A 13,551-nucleotide genomic window follows, 5' to 3' on the forward strand; every position below is an offset into this window, starting at 1 on the left:
CAGAGTTAATCTAACTCTAATTGGGCACGTTCTACGCTCTCACTAGGTAGCTCTTTTTGTACCGACACACCTAGCTCTTTAAACTCTGATGCTTGTTTAATTAAATTACCTTTACCACGGTATAGCTGCGAAAATGCTTTATCATAACTTTCTTTCGCTTTATCAAGCTGCTTACCTACGCCTTCCATACTCAATAAAAAACCATTGAGCTTGTTATAAAAACGCTCCGCTCGACTTGCCAGCTCTTTTGAATATTTGGTTTGCTCTTCAAAACGCCAAAGCTGTTTAACAATATTAAGGCTAGTAAGCAGGGTAGTGGGTGTAGCTACCAGTATATTTTTTTCGATTGCTTGTTGGTAAATATCGCTTTGATATTTGAGTGCTTCTACAAAAGCTGATTCTATTGGTACAAACATAACCACTACTTCTGGCGAGTTAATACCTGGTAAGCGGTCGTACGATTTACTCGCAAGTTCATTAATACGCGCTGTAACGGCGTTTACATGCTCTTTAATTGCTTGATTAGCATCTAGATCATTTTCAGCGTTCACGTAGCGTGTATAGGCATTTAATGAAGTTTTAGCATCAATAACTAAGTGGCGACCCTGTGGTAAGTACACAACTACATCAGGGCGCAAGCGGCCATCTTCAGTGTTAAACGACACTTCGCGCTTATAATCAACGCCTGCACGTAAGCCAGCACTATCTAATACGTTTTCGAGCATAAGCTCGCCCCAATTACCTTGGGTTTTCTTTTGCCCTTGTAGGGCGTTACTGAGCTTGTCGGCTTGATCTGTTATAGCTTGGCTTTTAGCTTGCAAATGCAGTAGCTCGGTTTTAAGTGCAGTCCGTTGTTTTATGTCTTCAATGTGCATTGATTCCATTTTTTCTCTAAAGCCTTTTAGCTCGCCTTGAACTGGTTTTAATAATTGCTCAATGCTTTCTTGATTTAAGGTTTTAAAGCTTTGTGATTTTTCTTCTAGAATTTTATTGGCTAGGTTTTCAAACTCTTTTTTGAGCGTATTTTTACTTTGCTCAATTTGCGCGAGTTGCTCGCTAAAGTTTTGCTGTTTTTGCTCAAGGGTAGTGCGCATATTATTATATTCAACATCGCGCTGATTATATTGTTCACGAAGCGCTGCAAGCTCGCCTTCGGCTTTACGCCAAAAGTGATTGTATTGAATGCTTTGTTTTTCTTGTTCGCTAAAACGCGTTTTAAAATGCTGGGCTTCATCGCGCTGCTCTTGGTGAGTATGTTCTAGCAGTTCATGATCTTCTAGCAAGGCGCTGTATTGCAGCTCTTTATTATCAAATTGGTTTTGTAACAGGGAAAGCTGTTGCTGCTGTTCGCTTATTTGTAGATGTAGCTTTTTGCGAAGCCGTGTTGACACAGCGCCGTAAAATAGGGCGCCTAAAGCAACACCAGCACCAGCGCTTAGCCAATCAATATTAGTGAGTACTTGAGTGAGCATAAAATAAACTTATAAAATTTAGAGACATGCCATCATAACCAATAACCAACAACAGAAGTAGGGGAGTTAAGAAATTACAGACATAAAAAAACCAGCTTAAAATAAGCTGGTCAAATATTACTAAGTTAAGTAATCAAAGGGATAAACAACATGTGCCCGAGCAAGCTGCAACTTAAATACATAATCACCAAAATAGCTAATATTATTAGGTGAGGCTATATAACAACAGGCATTAGAGTAGACCGGATAACAAAATAATTAATTCAAATTAATTTGCGGAAGATCATTTATTTTTATTCGGGTTGATTTAAACAAATCAAATTATGGGCATAAAAAAAGCCAGTTCAAAATGAACTGGCTCAATCATTACTAAAATTAGTAACTAAATAGGGGGAATCAACATGAAAACTTGTATTAACTGCAATTAATCAACAAGCATAATAGTAGACGCGTCTTTTTTAATTAAGTTCAAAAAAATAAAAAACTTTTAAAATAAGTGCTGAACGCTAAATTTTAGATATAAAAAAAGCCAACTCAAAATGGGCTGGCTCAATCATTACTAAAATTAGTAACTAAATAGGGAATCAACATGAAAACTTGTATTAACTGCAATTAATCAACAAGCATAATAGTAGACGCGTCTTTTTGAATTAAGTTCATAAAAAAATTAAAACTTTTAAAATAAGTGCTGCACGCTAAATTTTAGACATAAAAAAAGCCAACTCAAAATGGGCTGGCTCAATCATTACTAAAATTAGTAACTAAATGGGAAATCAACATGATGCTTGTGTTAACTGCAATTAATCAACAAGCATAATGATAGACGTCCGCTTTTTAATTAAGTTCATAAAAAGATCAAAACTTTTTAGATCTTTTTTAGTTTTTAATTAAAGACAACATTTGCTGCTCATCAAACTTTGTAAAGCTCATTGATTTATCAGTAAATAATGCATCAACAAGAGCTTGCTTGTCTTGCTGCATTTTAAATACTTTTTGCTCTATTGAGTTACTCATTATGAGCTTATAAACAAATACAGGATTAGTTTGACCAATACGGTAGGCTCTATCAGTCGCTTGCTTTTCTACTGCGGGATTCCACCATGGATCAAAATGAATAACAGTATCTGCTTGTGTTAAGTTAAGGCCTGTTCCACCGGCTTTTAAACTAATTAAAAACACGGATGTTTTACCACTGGTAAACTCGTCGATTACTTTATCTCGTTGACGCGTTTGCCCTGTAAGCATACTAAAGTTAATGTTTATTTCTTCAAGGCGTTGGGCTATTAAATCGAGTGCCGATGTAAACTGACTAAATATAATAATCTTACGACCTAGGCTTAGCATAAGCGGTAAGTGTGTTGTTAACCATTCAAGCTTAGCGGAGCCTGCTTGAGTATCTGGATCTATTAATTTAGGGTGGCAACAAATTTGCCTTAACTTTAAAAGCGCCTCTAAAAATGCAAGCTTACTTTTTTGTGCGCCTTGTTCGGCAAATAAGTCTATTAGCTTCTCTTCTAATGAACGTGTAATGCCTTGGTACATTTCTTTTTGCTTAGGCTCAAACTCAAATTCTTTAGTTAGCTCTGTTTTTTCGGGAAGCTCTTGCGCTACTTGTGCTTTAGTGCGGCGCATTATAAAGGGCATAATTAACGCTTTTAACTGCTCAGCTCTGTCCATATCAGCTTCACGCTCAATAGGCGTTTGAAAATGCTGCTTAAAGTGAGCTTGAGAACCAAGTAAAGATGGCATAGCAAAATCGAGTAACGATTTAAGCTCAAGTAAATTATTCTCGATTGGAGTACCACTTAAACAAAGTTTAAAGTCGGCATTTAAACGTTTCACTAATCGCGACACCTGTGCGGTATCGTTTTTAATGTATTGAGCTTCATCGAGAATTATATTTTCAAAATATAATGGCGAGTAATAAGCTATATCACGTTTTAACAATGGGTATGTAGTGAGTATGCATTGGGCTTGTGCTAAGTGTTGTAAAGGTTCGTTACGGTTTGATCCAAAAATAGTGGTAACTTTTAAACTTTTAGCAAACTTAGTAATTTCATTTTCCCAATTACTCACCAAGCTAGTTGGACATACAATTAGTGTAGGACCCGCTTGCGGACGATTAAACGTGCTCGCTAAAAACGCAATAACTTGCAGTGTTTTCCCAAGCCCCATGTCATCAGCTAAAATACCACCTAATTGATGACGCTTTAAAAAACTAAGCCAGTCAACACCTTGCTGTTGGTACTCACGAAGCGTTACCGAGTCATTCAAGCCATGTAAAGAAACCTTTGGCATTGCGGTATCGGTATTGTTTAGCTCTTGTAAGTATCGCTCAAGCGAGTCGTCATGCAACTCTACGTTTATGGCTGTGTGCTTTACAAGCTCAGGCAAGTACGAAAGCGGAATATTAAATTCGTCCCGTGTTTTTACAAACTCAAAACGCTCTTTAAATTCATCTAATAAGTTAATTGCAGACTTATTAATAACCCCAAACTCACGACCAAGCGGATAGTAGTAAAATAGTTCACTTTGGCGATTTAATGACTGATATAGCGGGTCAGTATTAGTAAACAACAGCGATGCTTTGGCATCACATAGCAATACTTTGCAATGCATTTGATGCCCTGCTGCGCGGTGTACATGTAAACTAACTTCACACTGCGGATTAGGACTCGTTACTTTACTTACACTTACTTGCCAACCGCGTTGCTTAAAGCCAGGGAATACTTCGTATATTAGCCAATGCAAATGGATTGAAGACTGCTTTGTAAATACCAGTTCACTTTGTAAACCCCCTTTACAAAATTCAAATCCTAAGTTAATTAGTTCGTTAGTTACAGTATTTTCAAATGCACTATTAATCGTACTTGCAGGTGCAGCACCCGCTAAATAGTTTTTATTTTTATACTTAAATAACAACGAAAGAGATAAACCTTGATCGCCCATAGTTACTTTTAAAACAGCATTACTAGAGATTTTAGGCAATGTTGGCTGTAAATTAGTAGGGTGGGGTATTACACCTGCACCAAAGTTATCGGCAAGCTGCTTGTATATTCTATCAAAATTAGCGTCATGCAAAGCAGGCATAGTTTGTAAATGTGCTATTTCGTCTGCACTCAATGGGGTGCGAAGACGGCCCGCTTTTAAATGATCTAAATCGAGGTAAGTAGGTGGTGTTGTTTTTAATAAAGCCCAGTTTTGTGTTTGCTCAAGCTTAATAACTAATTGTGAGAGATCTTTCTCTTGCTCCCAACTAAAACTTAATGCTTGGCCAGATTGCGCTTTAATTGGTACTCGAGAACGCTGGAAAAACAGGCGTTCTGTAGCTATCAACTGTTGTAAGGCACTAAAACCCCACTGGCCTTTTAGCTCAATACATCCCACTGCATTTTGTGAGCGTATCCAACTAAATAATCTAAAATCACTTTCGAGTAAGTCACTCGGCGTTACAAAACTATTTAACTGCTGCTCAGTCAGGTTTCGACCTAGCGTGTAATTTTTTTTAGTCTCAACATTCGCTATTTTAGGTGTTAAGAATACTTTGTTATTTTCAATATCTAATACAAATAATAATACTTGCGATGGCGTGTTTTGATCACCACTTTTAAGTGCGCTTAATTCGCTAAACCAGTCATTAATAAAATAATCTTCGCCATATTCACCAGAGTGCTCTATTTTGAGCTTAAATAAAATAGCAGCTAAGTGTCGGCATTTAGTTTTTGCATTACACGTACAATGCGTATCAACAGAATAGCCAGTTGGTACTTTACTGATCTCAATACGTTGGTTAAACGATGATCCATTATCCACTTGTACAGTAGAGTCGACTACAGAAAAATTAGGGGTGTGTTCTAGCCAAGTGATTTGACCTTTCTTGTAATATTCTTTGCCTTTATCTAAAACATTTTCACGGAAAAGTTTTTTAATAAAGCGTTCAGACAGAGGAAACTGGGTAGCCTGCTCATTTTTAATTTCTTCAAAAATAGCCATTAAATCATTTTTTGATAAGTTAGCAGACATGTCACTCTAAGCATTAAATTTTAAAAATAATCCTGCCAGTATATGCCTTATGTGCTCTGAGCTAAAGCACTATTAACAAGATATAAACTGGTTGGAGCTGATAACTTAGTAAAAAATCGGTTTGTAAGTAAAAATAAGCATCCAATTTTACAAAATAATATTTAAAACAACTGCAATGGTAGAAGTTACATATAGTTAGAAATATAAAAGTAGGCATTACAGATCACGATTTTACTAACAATAATAATAAATGAAGGAATGTAGCTAAAAAGAGGAGATTAGTTAGTAAAAAAGTGATCTTGAAGAAGGAATATGATTATTTAAAGAGGAAATAGGCTAGTAAAGATCAGATTTTTACTAACAAAACAATCTGCCAGATCACTATTTAACTAAGTAAACATGCCTGACAGATCATTATTTAACTAACTAATTAAAGGCACTTAATAACTTAGTTAATTGCTCTAAGCGTTTGTCTGTCATTACTTTATTATCAATTTTGATAGAGACATCACCGCTTTTTAAATTGCGTTGTACCGATATAAAGTTATTTTCTAGTACAGCTTCGCGCTTAACAGCTACTTGTGGCTCTGAAGTTAGGCATTTAGTGATCGCCATTGCACGCTTGTCGTCGCTTGTAATCGCATTTAACTCTTTATCACTAGCAAGGGCACTAACAAGTTGATTAAACGCCTCTTCGTCTCGCTCCTTTGCGCTAACAAGCTTTTTAGCGACTTCGCGGCCTACGTGATTAGCAGTCGGGTAAAGCGCAATAACATCAGCAGGAATTTGCTCATAAGCTTTAATTGCATCTGCAATTGCAGTATGCGATACACCTTCTACCGCGGCAATCTCTCTATAAGATCCTTTTTTACCTTGCTCAATAAGTTCATTTTTAGTTTGTTGGTATGCTTGGCCAAGCTCCCATAAACTCGGAGCAATGTATTGATCTGAAGATACCGCTAAAATTTTTGCATCTTGATCAGTAAAATCGCTTGAACTAAGTACTAAATAATCTGCGTTACCTAAAATACAGGCCATACGACGACGTGAACCTGCCAGAACTAAACTTTTGTCACCTTGATCCCAAAGTAAGGCAGGATGTTGATTTCGGCCATCCTCACGAATTGCAGGAAGAATGTCTGATACTGACTTTTCGTTTAGAAGTGCCTGTACACGACGATTTTTGCCATATACACCAGTGGTAGATTCAATATCAGCATGTGCGATCACTTTACAAACAAGCGTAATTTGACGAGCAGGGTCGCTCGGTGCAGGCATTCTAATTACATCGCCAGCATTCGCTTGTTCTAGTAATGCATCAAGGCTACTACTGCCTACAGCAGTTGCGAATGGATCTAAGCGGGTGTCATTTTTACGTTTTTTAGCCATTTTTATTTAACATCCTTACTTAGGGGTATTGAGTGTTGATTGAGTTGACTGCCAATTTGAACGAATAAGCATTTCTAGCTCATCGACCACATCTTTAATATTTTCTTGAGCGCGCATTAATGATTCGCGACTAGCTAAGCTGTCTGACGCTTTTTGATCAAAAATAGTGTTAAAAGAAGACGAACTGGCTGTTATTGCTGAGCTATGGTTAATTGGGTAACTCATTACTTGGCGACCAAAAGCACTACGAACATCTTTAACAATGTCGCGTTGTGAATGGTTGCCTTTTACATAGTTAGTTACTAAAAACTGCATAAAGTCCCATCCTTCATGGCCAAGGGCTGCAACTGTATGATAAATCTCGCCTAAACGTTTTAAGTATTTGTTATTAGCATCAAAATCTACAGCTTCAGGGTGAACTGGTATTAGCATCGCTGTAGAGGCCATTAATGCATTATAAAACATAAAGTTAAGGGTTGGAGCTGTGTCGATTAAGATAATATCAAACTCGTCTTTAACGGGATCAATTACTTTCTCAAGTAACTTATGGTAGTGGCGAGTTTGCTCATAATTAGAGGTATCTTTGAGCAATGTTGCTGTTTCGTGCTCAAAGTAAAAGTCATCCATACCCGATGGTAGTACACGAATATTTGGTATATGCGTTGGTAAAAATGAGTTAGACACAAATTCAGGCCATGTTTCACCCTCGTCTAAATCTATACAATCGCGCATTAAATCACCGACAGTAATCGGCTCGTGCTCACTTGAAGGAAAAAAGCTTGAGGATGAACCTTGTGGATCTAAATCAATAATACCAATGCGATAACGTTTTATATTTGTAGTTGCTAAGGCTGCTGCAATATTAACCATGCTAGTTGTTTTACCACAACCGCCTTTGAGGGAGTTAATAACAATAACTTGCAGTTTGTCATCACCAGTACGGTGATCTGGTTTAATGTCCATAATATCGGCCATAGCAAAAATATTTACTAATGTGTAAGCATAGTGACCGTTAGCACCGCGTTTTATGTTTAAATCATCGAAGTCGCCATTATCATGACGTCTTTTTAAAGTACGATTATTACAACCTAATAAATCAGCAGCTGCTTTTTGCGTATACGTTCTTAATTCTTTTTCTTCTGATTTAAGATGGGCACGGTAGTGCTGAATACGTCCTTCTAATGATTTTTCAGCAACTTCAGCTGTGGCTTTCAAAAGCCGATAGGTACTTAATGCGTTATTGTTGATAGACATACTTTCTTCCTCAAAGTTAGGCAGTTAGTATAATGTCCATTCAAATAGCTGTAAACAACTATTTAAGACGACATGCATTTTAAAAACAAGACATCTAAAAATATTTTTACACCTTTAATATTGCTTAGTATAAATAAAGAAGTTTAAAGGTGGTTAAATATATAAGGTAATAAAGGCTAAGGGTGTAAAAACAGCACATAACATTATGATTTATATAAATAATGTTTAAAAAAGCAGATCAGGTTTATACTTGGTTAAGATCAGATCTTTATCTACCTGCGGATCAGCTTTTTACTAAGGTCAATTTTAAATATAGAGTTATGCACAGGTTACGCATGAAGTTATGAACAAAAAGAGCCCTGCAGATCAGTTTTTTACTAAGTAAATTATAAAGTTATGCACTAGTCGCAACATAAAAATACGCTTTTAATTAGTATAGATCTGATCTGTACTTGGTACAGATCAGATCTATTCTAACTCGGTAAGGCTTTATCCACAGGGGAATATATTTTTTGGTGTATTTGTCGTGCTTAATTTTAAAATTAAGCCATTGTAATGGACAAAATAACAGCTGAGTTAGTAAAAATTAGATTTGTGATAGTCCAGTTAGTATAAATATGATCTGAAATCGTAAGTAATGTACATTACTTAGTATAATAGTGATCCAAACGTTTTATTTAAAGTCAGATCACTTTTATACTAACTTAAACATTTAACTTTTGTTGCTTAATGTGTTGTTATTAGCTGTCGCAATAAAAATGGAAATAAGAACAATGAGCCGAAAGGTCAACATCTCGGTAGATAACTTGCCCGATACACTTAGGGGCCAAATCCACGGGGTGGAAAGTGCAATAGATAACGAAAGTTTAGCACTATTTACAGACAACAAAGACGTGCGAATTTCTATTGAAAATGCAGCACATGGATTACGTGCATATTCAAACACGTTTAATCACTATGATTTGTGGGGACGCTTTGTTCGCTCGGGCTATAAAAAATTGCCACTTGAAGAAGCGCCTAAAAAAACAATTATTACGCGTAAAATATCTGAAAAAGTAGATGGTATTTTGTACGATGGCGAAATAAAAATAACGCCAGCTGTTGTAAGTACACGCAAAGATGGCGAAGATGTTGAATACCTTGTTTGGCCATCAGATAGAGAAGAAAAAGTAGAGCGAGCACTTATTCGTTTAGCTTCTAAAGGCAAAATAGTTAAAATTAATTTTAAATCCGGTATTCAATACGCGGTTGTTTTTTCTATGAACGAATTAGCACAAGAACTCAAAGCGGTAGGGCAGTCAATGCCATATCCTGCAATAAAAGAGTCACTTGAAGCATTGCAAGGTTCTAAACTTTCATTTAAATATTCGGCAACAGATACTAAAAATTCTGATATAGATGATTCGTTTTACGAGTCAAACATGAACTTTTTATCGTCACTGCATTTTAGTGGCAAAAAAGGTCAGGGTGGCAATGTAAAATGCGTCGCCTGTTTAAATGCATTTGTTCATAACATGATTGATAACCTTGAATACAAAGGGTATTACTTTAATAGCGCACAAGAATTAAAACGTGGATTATCGCGTTGGATGATGCTTCGTTTGTATCACCTTTGGCGTTATGCAGCACCAGGTAAAACGTACCATTTTAGATTACTTTCTATTATGGAAAAATACGGATCTATTTATTCAACTGATGATATTACCGAAAATAAATTAAAAGCTCTTCGTCGTGATATGACCACCACAATGAAAGATTTGATTGAAAAAGGTGCAATATCAGAATACAGCATTACAAACGTTAAAGATGACAAAACCGGTAACATTATCGATTACACATACGAAATGCACCCGTCTGATCAGTTTTGCGATGAAATACTTACATTGAACAAACACAATAAACGCATTGAAATCCAAGGCGGTAAACGCATTGTTGAAAATGCAGTGTTAATTGATGAAGATAAAATAGAAGAGATAGTAGAAAAATAATAAACGTTATTTAAATACTGTACATATTTACTAAAAAGGCCACATATTGTGGCCTTTTTAACATAATAGCTATCGGTCAACTTGTTCTAAATATAGCCTATCAACTAAAAAATCATACTCACGTTTTCGAGGATGAGCTTCGGGTTTTTTATAATCAGGTAAGATACCTAGTTTAACGTCTGGTTCTGGATTAATCAGAATAAATGGTAATGCGGCGCTCACATGATAGCGGTTTTGTGCTGTGTATCTCACATTAACTTGAGGGCTTACGCGAGTAGGGCGACGAATTCTTAATTTTTCCTTTTCACCTAAACTAGCAACCCGTAATTGTTCTTGAGCTACAAGTGATTGCCATTTTTGCTGATCTATCATTCTTGGATTTCGATAACTGGCCGATTTGTCGAGCATTTCGAGGGCCATTTTTTTAGTCAACGTTTTAGTTGCGTGCTTGTGCATCCAAGTAAACCTAACAGAAAATGGTGATTCACTCTCACTGTGAATCTTACGATAGGCAGCAAGTGTTATTAAATTTGGTATTGCATTATGAACAGCCTCAAATCGGGCATCGTTATTATCAATTGCCAATATACACTCTTTGAAACTAGCTTTAGCTTTGTTAACCTGTGCTATACGATTATTTAAAGCTTGTTTATCTGCATTTTTAATAACAAGTAAACCAGGGTGCCTTTTTAACACGCGACTACTTAAGCCCGATTTTTTATAAATGTCTGAAAAAGAGTTTAGGATTGCTTTTTGAGCAGGTACTCCAGTGATTTTAGAAACAAGTATAGATTCTGGAACTTTACTCTCATCGAGACTACTTACATCTGGTAATTGATAATATTCCGCTTTGGAGAATTCACACTCTTTTAGTTCTTCAATCAACCTCAAAGTTAATTCGTTCATTAAATCAAACTGACTTCTAATTTGTACCTTAGTTACCATTACACACCTCAAAGAACACATCTTACTAGCTTTATGTTATAACATGCACTTTGCTTTGTCTAAATTAATAATTAATAGTATTCGGTGCTTATATCTATACTTTAATTAAATTAAGTATGATGTGTTCTTTATAGTGAAAATATATATACTAAGAAAGATTGAAACTCCTTACTAATTCATATGATATTGGAGTATTTACTTTGTCGTATATAAAAAGGCTAATACGCCAAGTACTAGATTATCTACGTAGTAGGTGATAAAACTAAGTTTAGAAAAATGAGTTAAGCGGAGTTATATAATTTTCATATATTTATCTAACAGTCTTAGTATTTATAATTACTGACTCATATTACACCGTGTTGGCAGTACGGTGATCAGGCTAAAGGTTACAATGACTACAAATGCTTTTTGATATCAGTTCCTCTTTAAGGATACTTCAAGCAGTAGCGGCTTTAATCATGATGAATTGTAAATTAGCACTATCACTTTGAAGAGAAAACTTAATGGCCTACCACACCTTTAAGTTGTGGCACTTGTGAATATAGTCCTGCATACGAGTGCTATACAAGACTATGCGTCTAGGATTTAAAGCGCAGATAAATGATTACCACAAACGCTCATATCATACATTAAGGTCTGCACATAGCACTTGATAGCTATTAATTAATTATCCGCGTAAAGTTAAGATTACAGAAGCTGCTATTTAAGTATGATGTGTTCCTATAAAAATTACGTATAACATACCCTTATGTACTATTTATTCTCAATGCGTTAAAATTGTAAATAGTTAGCTCTAAACGCATGTATTTAAACACTTTAGTTTCTTCGAAATAAAACTAAAGTGTATGTTATATAACCACCTAGGTTAAGTAAGATTACTATTATACTTAACTCATAACTAAATAATTGGAAAATAGTGAATTTAGTCCTTGAACATAGGGGTCTGCATACGTTAATTTCTTCTTATCAGGTAATGTAGGAATGAGGAAAAATTATGTCATCGTGGAACCCAAATAGCTGGAGAGAGCTGCCAATACTGCAGCAGCCACAGTACCCAGATCAAGAAATACTTAAATCAGTAGAAGGCCAATTAAAAACGGCTCCGCCTCTAGTTTTTGCAGAAGAAACAAGAAGCCTATTCAAACAACTTGAAGACGTGTGCGAAGGTCGTGCATTTTTACTTCAAGGTGGTGACTGTGCCGAGTCGTTTAGCGATTTTAATGCCGCTAATATTCGCGATACATTCAAAACAATTTTACAAATGGCTGTTGTATTAACTTATGGCGGTAAATGCCCAGTAGTTAAAATAGCGCGTATGGCTGGTCAATACGCTAAACCTCGTTCAGCAGACTTAGAAACAATTAATGGCGTTTCTTTACCATCTTACCGTGGCGACATTATTAATAATATTGAGTTTACAGAAGAAGCGCGCATTCCAGACCCACAACGTTTAATGACTGCATACCATCATAGTGCTGCTACGTTAAACTTATTACGTGCATTTGCACAAGGTGGCCTAGCCGATCTTCACCAGGTTAACCGCTGGAACATGGGCTTTGTTGCTGCAAATCCACTTAAAGAAAAATACCAACAACTTGCAGATAAAATTCAAGACGCACTAGAGTTTATGGAAGTGTGCGGAATTAACTCTACAATTGCGCCAAGCTTAAAAGAAACCGATTTATACACTTCTCACGAAGCTTTACTACTTGGTTACGAAGAGGCACTAACACGTCGCGACCATTTATCGGGTGACTGGTACGATTGTTCTGCTCACTTTGTTTGGATTGGTGAACGTACACGCCAACTAGACCATGCACATATTGAATTCTTTAAAGGCATTAAAAACCCAATTGGTGTTAAAGTTGGCTCAAGTATGGACCCTGACGACCTAATTCGTTTAATTGACGCATTAAACCCAGATAATATTCCTGGTCGTTTAACGCTAATTACGCGTATGGGTGCAGACGTACTGCCAGAAAAACTCCCAGCACTAGTAAGAAGAGTTCAACAAGAAGGCCGTAAAGTAATTTGGAGCTCAGATCCAATGCACGGTAATACTGAAAAAGCGACTTCAGGTTACAAAACGCGTAACTTCGATAATATCATGCGCGAGATCAGTCAGTTCTTCGCTGTACACAAAGCTGAAGGTTCATACGCAGGTGGTGTTCACTTAGAAATGACAGGTCAGCACGTAACAGAATGTACAGGCGGTGCTTACGGTTTATCTGACGATGACTTAGCACAGCGTTACAAGACGCAGTGTGATCCACGCCTTAACGCCGACCAAGTATTAGAGTTAGGCTTTTTAGTCGCTGATTTACTAAAAGACGCACGTAAATAATATTTATTGATACATCGAGTAGGGTGAGGCTTTTGCCTCATCCCTCTCACAGAACCGTACGTACGGGCCTCGTATACGGCTCCTGTATTCTTCTATCCCTTCGGCTTATTTTCTAAACGCCGATTGAGCAAGCCAT

At 36.5% G+C, this 13,551-nt stretch carries 7 protein-coding genes; 2 read left to right on the forward strand and 5 right to left on the reverse strand.

Annotated elements, in window-relative coordinates:
- Window positions 1-5: 5 nt before the first annotated feature.
- The 4 genes from rmuC to H4J63_RS10530 form a co-directional block, all read right to left on the reverse strand.
- Window positions 6-1,472, reverse strand: a complete 1,467-nt coding sequence (gene rmuC / locus H4J63_RS10515; protein ID WP_182196439.1) for a DNA recombination protein RmuC — start codon at window positions 1,470-1,472, stop codon at window positions 6-8.
- A gap of 876 nt (window positions 1,473-2,348) precedes the next feature.
- On the reverse strand, window positions 2,349-5,495 hold the full coding sequence (locus H4J63_RS10520) for a DEAD/DEAH box helicase (protein ID WP_182196440.1): 3,147 nt from the start codon (window positions 5,493-5,495) through the stop codon (window positions 2,349-2,351).
- Between the two features lie 426 nt (window positions 5,496-5,921).
- Window positions 5,922-6,884, reverse strand: a complete 963-nt coding sequence (locus H4J63_RS10525) for a transcriptional regulator (protein ID WP_182196443.1) — start codon at window positions 6,882-6,884, stop codon at window positions 5,922-5,924.
- Between the two features lie 15 nt (window positions 6,885-6,899).
- A complete protein-coding gene (locus H4J63_RS10530; RefSeq protein ID WP_166376676.1) occupies window positions 6,900-8,138 on the reverse strand; it encodes an AAA family ATPase in 1,239 nt (412 codons plus the stop codon).
- Between the two features lie 773 nt (window positions 8,139-8,911).
- Between H4J63_RS10530 and H4J63_RS10535 the strand changes: the two genes are divergently transcribed.
- Complete coding sequence (locus tag H4J63_RS10535) at window positions 8,912-10,126, forward strand: hypothetical protein (RefSeq protein ID WP_024591590.1); 1,215 nt, start codon at window positions 8,912-8,914, stop codon at window positions 10,124-10,126.
- A 69-nt stretch (window positions 10,127-10,195) separates the two neighbouring features.
- Here H4J63_RS10535 and H4J63_RS10540 read toward each other — a convergent pair whose 3' ends face one another.
- The gene (locus H4J63_RS10540; RefSeq protein ID WP_182196446.1) at window positions 10,196-11,071 is read right to left on the reverse strand and encodes a DNA replication terminus site-binding protein; all 876 of its coding nucleotides are present in this window, start codon (window positions 11,069-11,071) and stop codon (window positions 10,196-10,198) included.
- Window positions 11,072-12,065: 994 nt separating this feature from the next.
- Here H4J63_RS10540 and H4J63_RS10545 point away from each other — a divergent pair.
- A complete protein-coding gene (locus H4J63_RS10545; protein WP_182196448.1) occupies window positions 12,066-13,415 on the forward strand; it encodes a class II 3-deoxy-7-phosphoheptulonate synthase in 1,350 nt (449 codons plus the stop codon).
- Window positions 13,416-13,551 lie beyond the last annotated feature (136 nt).

This window comes from Pseudoalteromonas sp. 5Ae-yellow (assembly GCF_014077565.1).
Lineage (GTDB): Bacteria > Pseudomonadota > Gammaproteobacteria > Enterobacterales > Alteromonadaceae > Pseudoalteromonas.